Source organism: Streptomyces canarius (assembly GCF_014650735.1).
GTDB classification, from domain to species: Bacteria; Actinomycetota; Actinomycetes; order Streptomycetales; family Streptomycetaceae; genus Streptomyces; species Streptomyces olivaceoviridis.
Genome location: NZ_BMVN01000083.1, coordinates 1 through 18,731, shown reverse-complemented (window position 1 = coordinate 18,731; position 18,731 = coordinate 1). Strand labels below are relative to the sequence as shown.

At 73.1% G+C, this 18,731-nt stretch carries 12 protein-coding genes and 1 pseudogene; 4 read left to right on the top strand and 9 right to left on the bottom strand.

Annotated features, from left to right (window positions below):
• Positions 1-763 precede the first annotated feature (763 nt).
• Entirely contained in the window at positions 764-1,327 is a 564-nt protein-coding gene (locus IE294_RS43500) for a universal stress protein (protein ID WP_189894876.1), read from the bottom strand.
• A 306-nt stretch (positions 1,328-1,633) separates the two neighbouring features.
• On the opposite strand from IE294_RS43500, the gene IE294_RS43495 reads away from it, so the two are divergent.
• The 3 genes and pseudogenes from IE294_RS43495 (at position 1,634) to IE294_RS43485 (ending at position 4,297) form a co-directional block, all read left to right on the top strand.
• Positions 1,634-1,975: an SAV_915 family protein gene (locus IE294_RS43495; protein WP_189894875.1), complete on the top strand. Its 342-nt coding sequence runs from the start codon at positions 1,634-1,636 to the stop codon at positions 1,973-1,975.
• A 14-nt stretch (positions 1,976-1,989) separates the two neighbouring features.
• A pseudogene (gene lysA, locus IE294_RS43490) lies at positions 1,990-3,323 on the top strand (diaminopimelate decarboxylase).
• Between the two features lie 506 nt (positions 3,324-3,829).
• Entirely contained in the window at positions 3,830-4,297 is a 468-nt protein-coding gene (locus tag IE294_RS43485) for a hypothetical protein (RefSeq protein ID WP_189894874.1), read from the top strand.
• Positions 4,298-4,328: 31 nt separating this feature from the next.
• Here the strand turns inward: IE294_RS43485 and IE294_RS43480 are convergent, their stop codons facing one another.
• A complete protein-coding gene (locus tag IE294_RS43480; protein ID WP_189894873.1) occupies positions 4,329-4,877 on the bottom strand; it encodes an SMI1/KNR4 family protein in 549 nt (182 codons plus the stop codon).
• Positions 4,878-4,901: 24 nt separating this feature from the next.
• A complete protein-coding gene (locus IE294_RS43475) occupies positions 4,902-9,635 on the bottom strand; it encodes an RHS repeat-associated core domain-containing protein (protein ID WP_189894872.1) in 4,734 nt (1,577 codons plus the stop codon).
• A gap of 153 nt (positions 9,636-9,788) precedes the next feature.
• Here IE294_RS43475 and IE294_RS43470 point away from each other — a divergent pair, with 153 nt between their 5' ends.
• Positions 9,789-10,532: a class I SAM-dependent methyltransferase gene (locus IE294_RS43470; RefSeq protein ID WP_189894871.1), complete on the top strand. Its 744-nt coding sequence runs from the start codon at positions 9,789-9,791 to the stop codon at positions 10,530-10,532.
• A 253-nt stretch (positions 10,533-10,785) separates the two neighbouring features.
• Here IE294_RS43470 and IE294_RS43465 read toward each other — a convergent pair whose 3' ends face one another.
• The 6 genes from IE294_RS43465 to IE294_RS43445 all read right to left on the bottom strand — a co-directional run bounded on the left by IE294_RS43465 (position 10,786) and on the right by IE294_RS43445 (position 17,971).
• Positions 10,786-11,118, bottom strand: a complete 333-nt coding sequence (locus IE294_RS43465; RefSeq protein ID WP_189820306.1) for a putative quinol monooxygenase — start codon at positions 11,116-11,118, stop codon at positions 10,786-10,788.
• Positions 11,119-11,229: 111 nt separating this feature from the next.
• Complete coding sequence (locus tag IE294_RS48575; protein ID WP_229918036.1) at positions 11,230-11,811, bottom strand: hypothetical protein; 582 nt, start codon at positions 11,809-11,811, stop codon at positions 11,230-11,232.
• Positions 11,808-12,368, bottom strand: a complete 561-nt coding sequence (locus tag IE294_RS48570; RefSeq protein ID WP_229918034.1) for a PAS domain-containing protein — start codon at positions 12,366-12,368, stop codon at positions 11,808-11,810. Before IE294_RS48570 ends, IE294_RS48575 begins: the two co-directional genes overlap by 4 nt.
• 88 nt (positions 12,369-12,456) lie before the next feature.
• The gene (locus IE294_RS43455) at positions 12,457-15,270 is read right to left on the bottom strand and encodes a M48 family metalloprotease (protein ID WP_229918032.1); all 2,814 of its coding nucleotides are present in this window, start codon (positions 15,268-15,270) and stop codon (positions 12,457-12,459) included.
• Positions 15,267-15,770 (bottom strand): hypothetical protein, encoded by a 504-nt coding sequence (locus tag IE294_RS43450; protein WP_189894870.1) that lies wholly within the window; start codon positions 15,768-15,770, stop codon positions 15,267-15,269. The genes IE294_RS43455 and IE294_RS43450 overlap by 4 nt, the downstream gene beginning before the upstream one ends.
• Positions 15,771-15,937: 167 nt before the next feature.
• Positions 15,938-17,971: a SpoIIE family protein phosphatase gene (locus IE294_RS43445; RefSeq protein WP_189894869.1), complete on the bottom strand. Its 2,034-nt coding sequence runs from the start codon at positions 17,969-17,971 to the stop codon at positions 15,938-15,940.
• Positions 17,972-18,731: the final 760 nt, after the last annotated feature.

Genomic DNA, 18,731 nt, shown 5'->3' with positions numbered 1-18,731 from the left:
TAGTCGACACCGGTCAGGCACATCACCCGCCACCAGCGCTGTCCCTGGTGCGGGGGCTCCGGCACGGCGTGCGGCCCGGTGTGGCCGCCCGCCTTGCCCATGTCGGACAGCCCCTCCAGCATCCAGGCACGCAGACGGTGCGGCGGGCGTTCGGTTGTGACCATCGACGTGCTCCTGCTGCGCGGACTGGCGTGGGGGGGTTTCCGGCCATCACGCTGACGGCCGCACCAGCGTAAGCAAGGAGTGACACCCGGGCCCATGGATGACTCCTCCGAATGCGTCAAGACCGCGTTAAGACCCGCTCCGTGCTCGCGGGCGGCGTGTCAAGAGTCGCAAGTCAGCGCCGTCCCCAGGGCCGCCCGTGCCCTGCGGGGTCAGAACGGACCAGGTCAGGGTGGCGGCTACCTGGAGTCATGGCCAGGATGCGGCTCGCACGGTCGTGCAGCGAGCAGTTCCAGCCGGGAGTGTGCCCCGGGCCGTGATGGCGACGCACAGGGAGGTGACGCAAGCGGGGCGAGGTGGTGGTGCCGGGAGGGCGGACGGCGACATCGGACGCCGACTCCGTACGCGCCGTTCCGGAGCGGCCGGACCTGCCGGCGGCGATGTCCTGACGGGCGCCCGCGGCTTCGCCGGGGCCCTCGCGGCACGCCCGTACGCCGAGGACACACCCGTGGTGGCCCGACCTCGATGCCCGCCCCATGGACGGCACCGCGGCGGTGTCCGGAGGAGCCGGACCCGCCGGCGGCGGCCATGTCTGGAGAGCTCAGGCTTCGAACGGCACGTTGAGCTCACTCCAGACATGCTCGGTGTCCAGCCGCAGCCGCCAGGTGGTACGGCGACGCACGGCCGTCAGTTCGGACTCCAGCGGGGACGGCGGTACCGCGAGGACGGGGCAGGTGGCCCGGGCGAGGCAGTAGCGGCTGACCGACAGCCTCAGCGCGCGGTGCAGACGGCCACGTCGTCCGGCGCCGATCACGAGGAGGTCGTCCTCTCGGCCGGCGATCCGCACCAGCGCCCGTCCCGGGGTACCCCGGGCGATGAGTGCCTGACCGGGCAGCCCGAGGCCGGCGCCGCCGAACACGTCGTGCAGGGCCTGGAGCAGTCTCTCACCGGCCAGCCGCTCCCACTCGTCCATCGTGATCGCCGGGGCCGGGGACCGGCGCGCGGCGAGTTCCCCTCCGGGCGGCTCCCAGGCCAGCACCGGCCAGAGCTCGGCTCCGCGGCGCCGGGCCTCCTCGGCGGCCCGGCGCAAGGCGACGTGGCTGCCCGGAGAGCCGCTCACCCCCACCACGACACGAGCGGCTGAGGGCGCGTCGGACTGGGACATCTCTTCACCGTTCTCCCCACGCCAGTGGTTCCGTTCCCGCCGGCGATCTCGTCGAAGCGGCTTCCATCCCACTCGCGGGAACGGCGTTGGAGAAGGCCGCGAGCCAGTTCTTGGCGCTCTTCTGACGGGCCTTGCCGGGGCCTGCCGACCAGGCATGTCAGCATTCCGTCAATGTCGTCCCGGTCACCGTCAGCATTCCGTCAGGAGGGGCCGGGACCGGACGCGGACGGGCATAGCGTCGATGGCGAGCCCCGGTCCGCCTCCCCGCGTCCGGGGCACTTCAGCTCTCCTTTCCGGAGGTATTCCGTGGAAGAACTCCTGTACGGCGAAGACCCCGAGCCCTCCGATCGGTTCCCGGCCGGACCCCTGTACGTCCCGGTCCGGCCGGGCCCCTCCGGGTGTGCGGCCCGCCTCTTCCGTACACCGCTCGGCGACCGCACAGCCGTCGGCTTCACCTCCGAGCGCAGGCTCGCCGTGACGCTCGGCGCCGGTCAGGCGTGGATCCGCCTCGCCGAGCCCGCACTGACCGCACCGCTGGGCGTCACCGGCGTCACGATCGACCCGCTGTTCACGGCCCCGGCCCCGGCCCCGGTCGGGCCGGCCGTCCTGGAGGCGGCACCGGCCGCCCCGGCCCAGCGGATCGGCTGAGGGGAGAGCGGGCGATGACCACCGTCCATGAACCCGTCGTCCCCGCGGCCCTCGCCGGACTGTCGGTGTGGCCCGCTTCGACGACCGAGTCCGGCCCCGGCCACCTGGCCGTGGGCGGAGTACGGCTCGCGGAGATCGCCGACCGCTTCGGCACCCCCGTCCACGTCCTCGACGAGGCCGAAGTGCGCCACCGCTGCCGCACCTACCGGGACGCCTTCCCGGACGCCGAAGTCCTCTACGCGGCCAAGGCGTTCCTGTGCCGGGCCATGGTCCGCTGGATGGACGAGGAGGGCCTCGGACGGGACGTGTGCTCGGCCGGCGAGCTGGAGCTCGCGGTCACCGCCGGCTTCCCACCGGAGCGGACGGTGCTGCACGGCAACGCCACGTATCCGCGGGACCTGGAGACGGCTCTCCGCCTGGGCGTGGGCCGTGTCGTGATCGACAGCCCCTCGGAGATCGCCCGGCCGGCCGCCGCCGTGGGCCCGGCGGCAGTCAGAAGGTCATGGTGCGCGTGGTGCCCGGCATCAGCGCGGGCGGCCACGAGAAGATCCGGACCGGCACGGACGGCCAGAAGTTCGGACTCTCCATCGCGGACGGCTACGCCCAGCACGCCGTCGCCCGCATCCTCGACCAGCCGCAGCTCGAACTCACCGGCCTGCACTGCCACCTGGGCTCGCAGATCACCAGCGTCAAGCCGTACCTCGCGGCCGTGCGCCGCATGGTCGGCCTGATGGCCCGCCGGCACGAGCAGCACGGCCTGGTCCCGCCCGAACTCGACCTCGGCGGCGGGCACGGCATCGCCTACCGGCCCGGCGAGGACGCCCTCGACCTGACGTCACTGGCCCGCAAGGTCCGCACCGAGCTAGCCGACGCCTGCGCCTCGGCCGGGCTCCCCGTGCCCCGGCTGGTCATCGAGCCGGGGCGCGGGACAGCGGGTCCCGCCGGGGTCGCCCTGTACCGTGTTCTGTCCGTGAAGCACTCGGGTGAGACCGTGTTCGTGGCCGTGGACGGCGGCCTGAGCGACAACCCCCGGCCGGCCCTGTACGGCGTCCGCTACGCACCCCGCTTGATCGGCCGGCACAGCCCCGCGGCCCCCGCCCGGGTCACCGTGGTGGGGCGGCACTGCGAGGCGGGCGACATCCTGGCCGCCGACGCCGAACTCCCCGCCGACGTACGCCCCGGCGACCTGCTCGCCGTACCCGTGGCCGGCGCTTACCACCTTTCCATGGCCTCCGGCTACAACCTGGTCGGCCGCCCGTCCGTGGTCGCCGTACGCGACGGCCTCGCCCGCCTCCTGGTCCGCCGCGAGTCGATGGAGGACGTCCTCGGCCGGGACGTGGGCCTGTAGCCGCGCCGGTGCCCGGAGCCTCGCCGGCGGTGTCCTCACAGCGGGAACTGAGCCCTCCGGCGGTTGCCGAAGTCCGGCTCGCGCTCAGCGGCGGACTGCCGTCGTGGACGCTCCGGGTGTCCTGACGCCGGGCGATGCGCTGGGGAACCGGCGCTGACCTGGGGGGGGTACGCGATGTGCGGGTCGTCGACCACGGGCCCGGTGTGCATGACGAGGGCTCTTTGAGCCCTTCCAGCGGTACGGCGACTCGCCCCACGGTGCCGGCGTCGGTCCCGGTACGGCGGTCACCCGCGGCTTCGCCGAGGCCATCCGCGGCACGTTCCCTCGCCGAGGACCCGGCTGGACGGTTGTTCACCGTCGACCCGAGTCACGTGGCGCCGCGTCGGTTTCACCGCCACGGACACGCCTGAAAACGCTCTGAAACAGCGGTGAATCGCGGTGCGGCCAAGGTCTCCGGCATGACGACGACGGCCCCGCGAGGGGCAGCGGCCCGGGAGGGGACCACCATGAACGGCCTGCGACTGATCCACCGTCACGCGGCGTCCTTCGTGCGCTTCTCCGGGCTGGGCAGCGCGGTCACCCTGGCGGCCTCGGCGGCCCTGGCCCTCCTCTCGCAGTGGATCCCGTGGATGGCCGCGAACGCGCTGACGACCATCGCCTCCACCGTGGCCGCCACCGAGTTGCACGCCCGCGTCTCGTTCGGCCACGGGCGGCCGGGCCTGGCGGGCCATGTGAAGAGCGCGGCCACCATCGCCGTCGGCTGGCTGGTCACGTCGGCAGCGCTCGGCGCGCTGGCCGCGCTCCGCCCCGGAGCCGGACTCGTCCTGCAACAGACGGTGTACCTGTCGGCCACCGCGCTCGTCGGGACGGGCCGCTACCTCGTGCTGCGTCTGTCCGTCTTCGCGGAGCAGGCCCCACGGCCGCGGACCCACGACGGCGCCTGGTCGCGGACCGCTTACGACGCGGCGGCGTGAGCGGTCCGGTGCGGACATGGGTGGGAGCTCCTCAGTCCTCCTCGCCGAGGATCTCGTCGTTGGAGTCGAACTGGTGGCTGTCGGCGGGGAGGTCGGGGAAATACGCGCTCTCGGACTCTCCCGTCAGGACGGCCAGGAGGAAGGGGGCGCACTGAGTGGCGTGGTGCTCCCACTCGGGACCGCGCCCCTCGTTGAACATCACGGTCCACTCGTCCGGGCTCTGCCCCGGTCCGGCGAGCCAGTAGAGCATCGCTCCGCTGTCCTCGATGTAGGCCCAGGGCAGGACCCGCGTGCCCGGCCTGTCGAGTTCCGCCGGCTTCGGCTCGGTCTGCCACAGCCGGCCGAGCACCTTCTCCCGCTCCGCGAACTGGGCCACGAGGTTGTAGTCCTCGTCAGGGCACTCCGGGTCGAACAGCCATACCGTCTCGTCGAAGACGCCGCCCCCGTAGACCTCGACCAGTTCCTTGTAGTCCTCCGGCAACGGCGTGCCGAGCGCACGTTCGACAGCGTTCCAGTCACGGGTCCGCCGGGCAGTGCCCGGCGGAACGATCTCGATGAGCCTGGTCACAGCGGGATGCATGAGGCGCGTGTCTCCTCGGGGGCGTCATATGCGTTTGGGGACATTCAGGATAGTGATGATGTTCGTACTGTCGCCGCCCTCGTAGGGGGTGAAGGCGAATCCCTTGTTCCCCCGGGCCTCGATGGTCAGCCCCAGCGGAATGACGTCGGTGGGGTCGTTCGTGCGGTAGACGGGCGTGACGGTGTACTCGATGGTCTCACCGCGCTTGTCGACCGCTTCCCTGATCTGGTCCTCGATCTTCCGCATGACCGGCGAATTCGCGAACCGGTGCATGGTGACGAAGTTGCGGGGATCCCGGTTGGAGCCGCCGATCTGCGCGCCGAGCAAGTGGGTCTTGTTGAGCTTCTTGTACTTCTGGTAACCGGGCACATTGACCCGGGGATCGGTCTTGCCGCCGGTCATGTCGGACTCGATCGTGGCACGCATGGTGGTGGCGCGGCCTCCGGGACCGGGCGCACCGTAGCGGACCCGGCCGCCCCACGTGACGTCGTTCTCGTCACAGGGGGTGAGGCCCAGCGGATCGGACAGCGTGTGCGGGTTGTCGACGTAGGCGAAGGGGTTCGGCGCGGGGTCCAGGCCAAGGGGGTCCGAGGTGAGGTAGCGCGCGGTCTCGGGATCGTAGTGACGGAAGTAGTTGTGGTGCAGCCCCGTCTCGGGGTCGTGGTACTGGCCCGGGAACCTGAGCGGTGTGTAGGCGGTGGCGTCCTGGTTCCAGGTCGTCGAGCCCCAGAGGGTCGTGCGGGTGCGCCACGCGATCCCGCCCTCCTCGTCGACGAGTTCGGTGGGAGTGCCGATCTGGTCGGTGACGATGGCGAAGAAACGCTGGTCGATGACCTCCTGCGGAGCGTCCGCGAGGGACTTGGTCTCGGTCTGCGCGACAGGTGCCTGGCCGTCGTGGTCCCAGGTGAGCGTGACCAGTTCGGCCGCGCCGCCGACCCGGGTGGTCTGCTCCACCAGCGTGGAACCGTCCCAGACGAACCGGGTCTCCTCGGCGACGGCGCCGTCCGCGGACAGGCGCTGTTTCGCGATGCGCCGCCCGAGGGGGTCGTACAGGTACCGCCAGCAGGTGCCGTCGGGGGTGACGACGCAGAGGAGCCGGTCCTCGGCGTCCCAGGAGTAACGCCAGGTGTCGGGCTTGCGGGAGAGACGTTTGACCTGCCGGAGCACGCACCGGCCGGCGGCATCGTGCTCGTAGCGCACGTTGCCGGCGCTGATCAGGCGCGTTCCGGCGTAGGTGCGCGTTCCGCGCGCCTGGCTGCCGGGGTGCTTCTCCGGCCAGGTCGCCCGCGTCTGGTTGCCGGTCTCGTCGTAGGCGTAGCTCTCGCTCCAGCGTCCGGCCTCGACGGCGGTGACCCGTCCGGCCCGGTCCAGGAGGAACGAGCGCCGGCCGGCGTCCCGGTCGGTGATGCCGGTCAGGAGCCCGTCGTGACGGTAGGTGTAGCCGCGCTGGATCGACGGCTGCGCGGTGCCGTGGACGGTGAGTGTCTGCCCGCTGAGGCTGCCGACGGGATTCCAGGCGAAGGCGAGGGTGACCCGGTCGCCGAGGTGCCGCAGCACCTCCCGCCCCGCCGCGTCGTGCTCGAAGGAGAGGGTGCGGCCCGACAGCGACAGCTCGGCGTAGCGGCCGGCCGTGTCGTAGGAGTACGCCGTCTCGACGCCCCCGGGTGTCCTGCGGAGTGTCCGGCGCCCCGAGGCGTCGCAGGCCGTGGCCAGCGTCCGGCCGTCGATGCTCTCCGCGATGACACGCCCCACCGCGTCGTACGTGTAGGCCAGCGTCCCGTCGGGACCGGCTGCCGAGACGAGCCGCCCGCACGCGTCGTTCCGGAAGACGGTCCTGCGCCCGTCGACGACCTTCTCGACGAGTTGCCCGGACGCGTCGTAGTGGTAACCGACGGTCTGCCCCGCCGCGTTGGTCCGCGCGGTCAGGTCGCCCGCCGCGTCGTAGCGGTAGGTCGTCTCGTGCCCGTCGAAGTCGGTCTCCTGCACCAGTTGTCCGGCGGCGTCGTAGACGTACCTCCAGACGAGCCCCTGGGGGTCGAGCACCTCGGTCAGCCGGCGTTCGGTGTCATAGCGGAACCGGTGTTCCACGCCGTCCGGGGCGATCCGGGCGAGCAGCAGGTCGAAGGGGCCGTGGACCAGTCGCGTACGCCCCCCGACAGGGTCGGTGTGGCCGGTGCAGTTGCCCTCTCCGTCGTACGTCCAGGATTCGGTGGCGCCGTTGGCCGCGGTACGTTCCCGCAGCCGGCCCTCGGCGTCCCACACCAGCGTGGTGGTCGCCCCGAGCGGGTCGGTGATGCGTACCGGGCGTCCGAAGGCGTCCCGCAGGTAGCGGGTGCGGTTCCCCTGGGCGTCTTCGAGGGCGGTGGCCAGGCCCGCCGGGTCGGTGTCGATGCGGAGTGTGTCGCCCGCGGGACCGCTGACCGTGGCGACGGCGCCCGTGGAATGGTGGGTGAACCGGTGGACCGAGCCGTCCGGTGCGGTCAGGGCGGTGCGGTTGCCCCGCGCGTCGAAGTCCTGGACGTGGGTCGCCCCCTGCGGGTCGGTGATGCGGACCGGCCGGTGCGACGCGTCGTAGGTGACGTGGCTGCTTGTGCCGTCGGGAGCCGTGACCGAGATCAGGTCGCCCGCGTCGTCCCATGTCCAGCGGGTGGTACGGCCCAGCGGGTCGGTGCGGGAGAGCAGGTGGTCGTGGCGGTCCCACGTCTGGGTGATCGTGTGCCCGAGCGGATCGGTGATCGCGACGATCTGCCCGTGCCGGTTGGCGCGGTAGACCGTGGTGTTGCCCAGTGAATCGGTGTACGTGGCGGTGCTGGTGCCGTCGTCCTGGCGCTCGCCGTAGGACAGGCGGGAGTTGAGGATGCCGTCGGTCCCGCGGGTCTCGACCACCCGTCCCTCGGCGTCGTAGACGTAGGTGAACTCGGTGTCGTTGGAGTCCCGCCACCCCGTCACGCGGTGGGCGCCGTCGTAGGCGAACCGCGTGGGCGCGTCGACCGCGTTGCGGACTTCGCTCAGGTTCCCGGTCGCGGCGTCGTAGCCGAAGGCGCGCAGGCGTACCGGGGCGTCGTCGCTGAGGGCCCACAGCACGGTGACGCGCCGCTGGTCGTCGTGGTCGACGCGTATGCGGTAACCGCCGCTGTGGGTGACGGTGAGCGGCACACCGTCGTCGTCGCGCTCGACGGAGAGGTGGTTGCCGTTGCGGTCCTCGATGCCGACCAGCCACCACGGTCCGCCCTGCGCCGTACCGGCTTCGAACTGGCGCGTGAGTCCTGAGTACGGATCCTCCACCGTCAGGACGTAACCGCTGCCGCGGCTCACATAGGTCAGCGGGAGGCGGACGCCCTCGGCGGGCCCCACCCGGTCGCCGGGCAGGTCGGGCATGCGCGGATAGGCGAGCGCGGACCCGTCCTCCCGGTGCCACCAGTATCCGCCCAGCGCGTCGTCCTGCTGGATCCGCTCGTCGAGGGTGGAGGCCCAGGAGGGGCCGAAGAAGCGGCCCGCTCGATAGCCGGAGAGGTGGGTACGGCGCAGGATCAGGGGCAGGACGCCCGGCAACGCCACGTCCGTCTGGGCGAGCGCCATCTGGCCGCTGGCCATGTCGATCGGATCGCCGCACAACTGCTTGGCGTTGAGCTCGCGGCCCTGCCTGGACAGGTCAGCAGAGTCGATCTTCAGGCCGGGGTCCGGCTTGCGGCCGGAGGCGGGGGCGCCGTGGCGGTCCGAACCACCTCCCGGTTTGCCGGAGTTGAGGTGGATGCCGTCGGCCCGCCGGCCGACGTCGATGTCGATGCCCTTGTGCAGGCGGGAGGTTGCCTTCACGCGGTCCGGGACAGTCTCGGAGAGGTGCTTGACGATCTTCTTGACGGCCTTGTCCGAGCCCTTGAGGGCGCCCTCCAGGACCGATTCGAAGGGCGCGGTGAAGGCGTCCCTGCCCTTGGTGCGGCCGAAGTGGCCCTTGGCGCGTTCCAGCGGGTCGGTGACGGCCGTGTGCAGGTCGCCGCCGTGCCGGGAGACCTTGTCGGCGCCGTCCTCGAACTCGACGTGGTCGATGTGCAGGTCGCCGCCGGATCCGCCGCCCGCGGAGGCCAGTGTCATCGCCCCGCCGGCCGAGGCCAGTCGCATGCCGCCGCCGTGGCCGTGTTGGCCGGAGCCGCCACCGCCGCCGGTCGCGGGCTCCGGGGGCAGGGAGAAGGCGCCCTCGGCCAGGTCCAGGACCGCGTCCTCGACCATCTTCTCCAGCTTGGCGTTGACCGGCTCGGTCACCCGGGCGACCAGTTCGTCCACGATCTGGTCGGCGGCCTCGTCGACGATCCGCTTGACCGCCTGCCGCATCGCCGTGATCTCGGCGGCGCCGAGCAGCGCGGACAGGCCGCCGGTGAACGCGGCCAGGCCGAGCGAGATGCCCACCGAGGCGGCCATCGCGCCGAGTTCGATCTCGGCCTTGATCTTCATCCCGTAGATGACGTCCGCGACGACGTCGCAGGCGTCCGCGAACAGCCGTGCCAGCTCCGGGATCTTGTTGAGGTGCCCGGCCTTCACATGCGACCAGTGCTTCTCCATCGCGTCGACGGCCCAGCCCCGGGAGGAGGAGAGGATCCGGCTCACCGCCTGGTGCGCGTCCCCGCCCTTGCCCTCGAAGTTATCGGCGAACTCCCGCATGGACGTGGCCATCTCGCGATAGTCGTCCTCGTCCACGTTCGGGAAGTTCACCCCGATGACGTCGAGTATCTCGTCCAGCCAGCCCGGGATCGTGTAGCCCATCCCCATGCTCCCCGTTGATCGATCAGGTGTGCGTCGCGCGTGCGAACGCATGGTAGCCAGTCCGCTTGACGCACTATCAGTTCGTCCGGTTCCGGTGCCGGCCGCGCCGGATAACGCCGCGCTCCGGTCGGGCGACCGCCGTACCGTCGACGCATGCTCGATGAGGACGGTTGCTTCGGGGAGTCCGTCGCCGCGTCGTACGACGAGTCGTCGGCGGAGATGTTCGATCCGCGGGTCGTGGGGCCTGCCGTGGATCTGCCGGCGGAGCTGGCCGGGGACGGCGGGCGGGCGCTGGTGTTCGGGGTCGGGACCGGGCGGGTCGCCCTGCCGCTCGCGGCGCGTGGCGCCGAGGTGCACGGCATCGACATGTCCCGGGCGATGGCCGAGCGGCTGCGGGCCGAGCCCGGCGGGGACGGGATCGGTGTCACGATCGGGGACTTCGCGACCGCCAAGGTCGAGGGGACCTTCTCGGTCGCCTACCTCGTCTACGACACGATCATGAACCTGACCTCACAGGACGCCCAGGTGGACTGCTTCCGCAACGCCGCCGTCCATCTGGAGCCCGGCGGCTGTTTCGTCGTCGAGGTCGGCGTGCCCGATCTGCGGCGGCTGCCGCCGGGGCAGAACGCCGTGCCGTTCCGGGTGGGCGAGGGGCGGCTCGGGTTCGACCTGTACGACGTGGCCGGCCAGTCCGTCACCTCGCACCACGTCTCCGTCCGGGACGGCCACGGCAGCTACCTGGCCGTCCCGTTCCGCTACGTCTGGCCCGCCGAGCTGGACCTCATGGCCCGACTGGCCGGGATGCGGCTGCGGGAGCGGTGGGACGGGTGGACGCGCGAGCCGTTCACCAGCGAGAGCCGGCGGCATGTGTCCGTGTGGGAGAAGGCTGCGGGCTGAGGCGGTCGGCGTTCCCCCCGTCGTGGGATCACCGCCACTCCAGGGAGTGGAGGCGGTGGCCCGCCGGCCGTGCCCGGGACGCGAGCGCCGCGAGGTCCCCGAGGCATGCGGCCAAGGGGCCCGGGTCCGTGTCCCGCCCGAACGCCTCGATGAGGTCGTTCGGGTCAGCGCACCCGGACCGCCCTTGATCAGCGGTCCGGGTAGGACCGGGCGGTCCCGGGTGGTCGTCCACGCCTGCGGCCACCAAGCCGAGTCAGCCCCCGTCCTGTACGGCCATCTCCGCGAGCAGGGACCAGTCCTCCTGCGGGAGCGTCGTGTTGACGATGCGCGGTGTCTCGGCGAGGTGCGGGGGCAGTGTCCGCTGCGCGTCGCGGAAGTGCTGCGAACGGACGTGCGCGGCACCCGCCTCCTCGTCGCGGAACGCCTCGACGAGCACGTACTCGGTCGGATCGTCCACGCTGCGGGACCAGTCGAACCACAGGCACCCCGGTTCGGCGCGTGTCGCCTCGGTGAACGCGGCCGAGATCTCCGGCCATCGGTCGGCGTGCTCCGGGCGCACCCGGAATTTCGCGGTGATGAAGATCATTCCAAGCTCCTCGACGGGCTTCGTGTCGCGTGCGTCCATGGTCGGTGCGGTCCGCCCCCGACGAGGCGGCCGACGCGCCGGGTGTTGTCCGGGGAGGACGGTGCCCGGGGCTCACCCCGGCTCACGAGCCGGGATCGTCGAACTGGTCGAGGCCGAACTGGTCGAGAAGGAAGTCGACCGGTGCGAGGCGGCCGATCCCGTGCCGTCCCGTGTCCCGGGCCGGGAGGCGTCGACGAGCGGGCGGCTGGTGGCCAGGCTCTGGGCCTGCGGTGACGAGGGCGGGTAGGAGACGGGACTGGTCCGGAACTCCTCCGGGGTCCGGCCGTGCATCCGCAGCAGACCGTGCCCCGGCGCCGAGCCCGTGGGCGGCTGCCGCCCCTCGATGACCGCCGGCGGCAGGTCCACCAGCACCTCGTCGGCCAGCTGCGGTACCGCCACGTCCGCGAGCTCCGCGGCCGTACGACGCACGTCCAGCGAGGCACCGATGCGCTTTCCGGCCCGTACGAGCAGCGACAGCCGTTCCTGGGCGCGGTAGCGGTCGGTGATGTCCAGGGATTCCTCGAAGAGCCCCAGCAGTTCGCCCCGGGCGTTGACCGGCCGGTGGTACGAGCAGGACCAGACGTGCTCGCGCACCGGATCGGACGGGGCACGCCCGCGGTAGTGCATGCCCATGATCGGTTCGCCCGTCGTCAGGACGTGCTCCTGATCTGGTCTTCGTCCGGAGGGTGGTGGCGGGAGAGAACTCGCCCTCCGGGAAGAGACCCGCGGCCGGCCGGCCGATGTACGGGGGCGATCCCCGCCAGCTCCAGATCGGTGGAGACGTTCCCCCAGACGACGCGCATGTCGGTGTCGAAGATCGTCAGGCCCACGACGGACTCGGTCGCCAGCCCCTGCAACATGGCCAGCTGTGCCTCCCAGCCGCGCAGCGTGTCCAGGTCGGCCGCGACCACGACGGTCGCGGCGGCGCCCCGGTGCGCGAGCGGGCTGAACGTCACGGCCGCGCGCAGGATCCGTCCGTCCCGGCAGCAGAGGTCCAGGACGGTGCCGCGGGGCTTGTGCCCCTTGCAGAGCTTGCACGGGGTGGACAGTCGCTGCCCGAGCACCTCCTCGGGGGAATGCCCGAGCAAGCGCTGGGCCGAGGATCCCCATCCGGAGACGCGGCCTTCGGCGTCCAGTACCGCGGTGGCGGCCTTGGAGAGATCCAGCGGACTGTGGAAATCGACGTTGGCGGCATGCGGAAAACGATCCATGGCACCGCTTCCCTCCGTGCTCCCTCAGCGTTCCGTGCCGGCCGGCGGACGACAACCGCACAGGAGGATCGGCGTCGTGGCCGGCCGGTCAGCCGGTCTTCTTCCACTGCGGCCACTGCTCCAGCGCGGTGGTGACGCGTTTCGTCAGGGACGGGACGGTCCTGGTCGCCTGTTCGTACGCGGCGACGAGGTCCTCCAGCATCTTCGTGTTGCGCCGCACGTCGTCGGTCTCCGAGTCGAGCACGGACGTGCACTCGCGGGCCGCGTCCCGGCTCCTGGCCAGCAGCGTGGACCACGCGCGGCCCAGCTCCGGGTCGGGGACGCCCAGGTGGCGCCGGGCGGTGGCCGTGTCGCGGGCGAGGCCGGCGCAGACGGGGCGCAGGGTGTCACCGTCGATGGCACCGGTCTCCGCGTCCGTCGACTCCTTGAACCACTGCGCGAACGCGGTGTAGCGAGAGGCCACGGCGACGATGTCGGCCTGACCGCTCGTCTTGAACCAGGCCAGTAGCTGGAAGCTGCGCACGCGTTCGCCGGTGCCGGCGGCCGGTGGACGGTCGGGCACCGCCAGGGCTGTGTCGCGGCCCGTCACCGAACGCACGGCCACGACGGACGACACCACGGCCAGGACGGCGACGGCGCCCACGGCGACGCGGGTCGGCCAGGACCGCCGTACGGCCTCGGCGGGCGCCGGGGGCCTTCGGGCGCGGGGGATCCGGGCCAGGGGCGCGGCGACCAGGGCGGCGCCGAACATCGCCGGTGCGGCCGTCTGTACCAGGAGTTCGGTCAGCGACCAGGACGCCCCCGGCAGCCAGTGGCAACTGTCGCCCATGACCCGCAGCGGGCCCAGACAACCGTCGGCGGACTGGAGCAGGAACTGCCCCGCCAACGCCAGGATCTGGGCGATGCCGGCGGCGGTCAGGGCGCGGGGCAGCCGGTGGGTGCGGGTGGTCACGGCGACGACGGCCGCCGTCACGGTCACACCGGTCCACAGGGCGACGGTCCGCCACCACATGAAGACGACACCGAAGGCCGTGCCCCGCTCGCCGAGCGGAGGGCGCCAGGAGTGGACGTACGCCATCGCCACTGCCACGGCGGCGACCCCGAGCACGCCCCCGGCCAGGCCGGCGAGGAGCGTGGAGCGCAGCCCCGTCGCCCGAGGCCGTCCGAGCAGCAGTACGGCCGGGTACACCCACAGCACCACCGCCGCCACCGCGATCACGAGGGTCGAGCCCGCGACGCTCAGGCTCGTGAGGACCGAGGCGATCCAGGGCAGCACCGCCGCGTACTCCCGCGTCCCCCACGGGCCGGGGAACATCCGGCGGATGTCCTGCTCCAGACCGCCCGCCTGGTACAGGTCCCCGGCCAGCAGCAGCTTGCCCGCGCCCATCCACCAGCTCAGACCGGCCGCCGCCACGACGCACCCCGCGACGGCCGCGACGAGCACCGCTCCGCGCAGCGCGCGCGGTGTGCCCGGGGTGTCCCGCAGGCTCAGCCGGGCGCACCGGGCCAGCCAGCAGACGTAGGCCACGCCCCCGAGGAGCGGGAAGAGCAGGGGTTCCGGGTGCGCGGGCCACCAGCCCGGACCGATGCTCGACCCGGACAGCAACTCCCCGCAGACCAGGCCGAGTCCGAGCGCAGAGCCGGCCCGCACACCCGACGGGCCGGGAACGCCCCGGTGCGCGGCGTACAGGGCCGCGCGCCAGACCGAGACCGTCAGGAGGGCCGCCGCCAAGGCCCCGACGACCCAGGCGGCCGGAAGCGCGTCCCACCGGTCGCTCAGCGCGTTGCCGGTGACCAGGGTCACCGCCCCGAGGAGGAACAACGGCACGTCCGTCAGCGCGAACAGGGGCGCCGGGTCCTCCAGCGCGCGGCGCCGCTCCGCCCACGACGGGTGACTGCGCCACAACGCCGTGACGCTTCGCGCCGGGCGGTCCTGTGTCCCCGCTCTCTCGGCCCGCGCCCGCCAGACGCCGGGATCGGCGCCCAGCGCCACGGCCCCCCGGTCGGCGTACAGCTCGCGGTGGCGCAGGGTGTCGGCGCGGGCCAGGACGACCAGCAGGAACAGGAACCCGGCGGTCGCGATCTCCCGGACCATGTACGGCCGGGAGGCGGGCCAGAAGACGGCGTCGGCGCCCATGAACCAGCCGAACTGCGCCGCGACGAGGCTTCCGCCGAGCACGAGGGTGAACGGGACGGCGGCCAGGGTGAGGAAGGCCCGCCACAGAGCCGTCACGGCGTACGCGATGTCCACGTCCCGGTGGCGCAGGTGGGCCAGTTCGTGCAGGAGCACCGCCTGGAAGCGGGCCGGGTCGGAGCGGCGGACGTGCAGCAGGCCGTTGTCGAGGCAGAGGGTGCGCCTGCCCGCCCGGCCGAAGACGACCGCGCCGGCGTCGAACGCCGTCAGGTCGACCACCAGGTCGGGCAGGGCGCGCACTCCGGCGAGCCCGGCCAGCCGGGCGACCTCGGCCCGGACCTCGCCCTGCGGGTCCCGGCCGTGCAGCGGCACCAGACCGTGCCGCCGCCGCTTCCAGCGCGGCAGCAGCAGGTACACGGCCGCGGCCACCAGCAGGACGACGGCACTGCCGGCCAGGCCGTACCACTGCGGTGTCACGGGGGCGCCCTGGGCGCACTCCTTGATCGCCTCCGCGTGGGCGTTGCTGCGCGTCACGTTGTCTATGACGTTGCCGCCCGGGTCGTAGCCCGCCGCGAACTCGCAGAGGAACGCGACGTTCTGGGCGGGGTACGGCCGCAGGAGACCGGTCAGCATCTCGACCGTGGCCGCCGCCATCGCGACGACGAGGACGAGGAAGCGCAGGGAGGTCCCGGCGGGCAGCACGCCCGGGTCGGGGGCCTGCGGCGCGGGCGCCGGGCGGGGCACGGCCGCCCCCGTGGCTCCGCTCACCGGACCGCCCCGTCCTCATCCCGCCGGTCGGCGCGCGGTTCGTCCCCGCCCGCCAGGGCCAGCCGTGCGACCACGCTGTCCGCGAGGCCGTCGGCGTCGGAGAAGCCGCGCCGGACCGCTTCCTCATGCACCCGCCGCCGTACGGACGCCAGTTGCTCCCGGTCGAGACGGGGCACCTCGGGCGGGGCGACCGGGCGGCGGGCGGACGGGCGCAGCCGCCCCAGGGCGGTCGCGGCCCGGTTCACCAGCCGCCCGGTGCCGTCCGCGACGGCGGCGCGGCACGCCTCGTCGACCACCAGCAGGACCAGCGGGGTGACCATGGCCGCGACGGTGTCGAGGCCGAAGCCCAGCGGGTCGGACCGTCCGCCGGAGGACGCCCGCCGCGTCCGCCGTACCACCAGACCGTAGTCCAGGCCCGCCAGGTCATCGACCAACTGCCGTTCCTCCGGTGCGTGTCGGTCGATGACGTCCCGCACCACATCCAGCACGGTCGCACGCATGCGCCCGCTCCCTCCCCCGTCCGTTCCCCGTGCGCACCCGTACCCGAGCGCGCTGTTCGGGTATTCCCGCTGAAGCATGCCGTACGCCTGCCGGAACCCCCGGTTCACCGTACCGCCGGGCCGGTACGGCATCGGCCGGCCACGGTGGCCCGGAACGGCCCCGGCGTTCAGCCGCCGTCCAGCTCCTGCTCGCACCAGATCGTCTTGCCCCGGCGTCCGAACCGGGTGCCCCAGCGGGCGGCGAGCCGGGCGACGAGCGACAGACCTCGGCCGCCCTCGTCGATGGCGCGGGCGTTGCGCAGGTGGGGCGCGGTGCTGCTGCCGTCGGACACCTCGCAGATCAGGCTCCGGTCGCGGATCATGCGCAGCCGGATCGGCGGACTGCCGTACCGGATGGCGTTGGTGAACAGTTCGCTGACGATCAGTTCGGTCGTGAAGGCCAGGTCTTCCAGTCCCCAGTCCGCGAGCTGGTGCCGGGCGAGCCGGCGGGCGGTGCCGACGACGGCCGCATCCTTGGGCAGCGTCCATTCGGCGAGCCGCTCCTCCGCCAGGCCGCGAGTACGGGCGAGCAGCAGCACGGCGTCGTCCTCGCCCTGGCTGGGCAGGAGGGCGTACACCGCGTCGTCGGCGAGCCGGCGCAGGGGGCGGTCGGGATGGCTCAGGACGCGCAGCAGGATCTGCCGGGCGCCCGGCGCCGAGCGGACGAGACCGTTGGTGTACAGGGCCAGCAGGCTGCCGTCCGGCAGTTCGGCGCGCACCGCCTCGTACCCGCCGCGCCCCGTGCCGAGCAGCGGGCCGGCGGGCGGTTCGAGGGCCAGGGGATCGCCGAGCGCGCCGAGGACCACCGGGGGCGCGTGCCCGGCGCTGGCGGCCGTACAGGCGCGGGTCACCGGGTCGAACACCGCGTACAGGCAGGACGCCGTGACCGGCTCGCCCGTGTCCCGCGCCAACGAGGCGGTGGTCTCGTCGAGGCAGGAGAGCAGCTCCTCCGGCGCCAGGTCCCGGACCGCGAGGGTCGTCAGCGCGGTGCGCAACTGGCCCATGGCGGCGGCCACTTCGATGCCGCTGCCGGTGACGTCGCCGACGGTCAGGGCCACCCGGCTGCCGGAGAGGGGGATGACGTCGTACCAGTCCCCGCCGCCGCCCATGGTGCCGGGCAGGTGGAGGGCTGCCGTGTCGACCGCGGTCAGCCGCGGCGGGGTGCGGGGCAGCAGATGGCGTTGCAGGCCGGTCGCGATGGTGCGCTCGCGGGCGTAGCTGCGGGCGTTGTCGATGCTGAGCGCCGTACGCTGGGCCAGTTGCTCGGCCAGGCAGAGATCGTCCTCGTCGTACGGCCGGGGGTCCCGGTGCCGGTAGAAGCAGACGACCCCGAGGACGGTGCGGCGCACCACCAGCGGGGTGATCAGGAGCGAGTGGACACCCGCGTCGGTCAGCAGCCGGGCCCGCTCGGGATCGGTGGCCAGCCACGGCTCGTCCGGCGTCAGGTGGGTGACGAGCCGGGGCGAGGCGTCTTGCAGGCTCCGGCTGAAGGGCGTGGGGAAGGGGAAGGTGTCCAGCGTGTCCGAGGGGGCCCGCCGCGCGGGGTCGTTCACCGAGCGGAAGGCGACCCGGCGCAGGGGTACGTCCGCGTCGACCGGCCCGCCGGACAGCGCGGCGCCGCGCACCGCCTCGTCCAGCACGTCCACCGACACCGCGTCCGCGAACCGGTCCACCACCACCTCGGCCAGCGCGTCCGCCGTGTCCCGCATGTCCAGGCTCGTGCCGATGGCCTGGTGGGCGCTGTGCAGGATGTCCAGCCGGTCCGCCGTGTGCTGGCGCTCGGAGACGTCCTCCACGACGGCGACGCCCAGGACGTGTCCGCCACCGGGGCGGACCCGGAAGGCCGACACCGAGAGCACCGTCTCCCGGTCCGGGCCACCGGGAGGCCGGCCGCGCATCAGACGGCCCCGGACCCGCGCCTCTCCCATGAGCACCTGACGGGCGAGCGGGAGCAGTTCGGGATCGTGGAACCCCTCCGCGACCTCGTCGAGCCGCCGCCCGAGCACCGCGTCGCCGGGCAGTCCCCGCACTCCGCGCCGCGCGGTGTTGTAGCGCACGATCCGCAGCTGTTCGTCGAACACGTACAGCCCCATGGGCGCCTGGGTGAACAGTGCCTCCAGCACGGTGGCCGACAGGTCCTCGCTGCCGTGTGGCGACGACATCGCCGGGCCTAGCCCCGCGCGCCGGCGGCGGCGCCCGGGGCGTCGGGGGCGGGAACCGCGGCGGCCGGTCCGCTCGCGCGGCGCGGGACCGTGCGGTGAGCGGCGAAGACGCCCGGCGGGTCGGACCGCAAAGAGCACGGCCGGTCGGGCACGGCCCCGGAGGAGACCGGCGCGCAGGTCCGCGGGTCTCCGGTGAGACCGTGATCGGCGATGGGCGGATAGCGGCGCATCACTGGCCCCTTCGGCGTCGACACCGGGCTCTTGCTTGAGACCCTGGCGGGCGGGCCGGACGGCGGCCATCGGGGTGAGCCGAGCGGGTGACGGCGCGGGGCCGAGGGCCCGGGGGAACGCGGCCGCGAGCGGCGGCCGGACCGGGTGATCGGTGGCCACCGAGGCCGCGGTCCGTGTGCCGGGCACCGCCCGGACGCGTTCCGGAGCCAGGCAGGCGGGCGGGCATCGCGCGCGGCTGCCCGGCACCGGCGTCGCCGGCGAGCGGGGTCTTTGGGCCGGGACCGGTCTCCTCCAGGACCTGCCGGGTGGCGTGGGCGTCGGCGACCGGGGTGCCGCCCCACCCCTGCTGAGCTGCGGAATACGTGTGGGGGCGATCGTGTTGCGGGGTATAGTTGAAGCGTCAACCTGTTGAAAGGGCGGAGGACCGATGCAGTTCGGCATCTTCACCGTCGGTGACGTGACCGTCGACCCGACCACGGGGCGGACTCCGACCGAGCGCGAGCGGATCAAGGCCATGGTCGCCATCGCG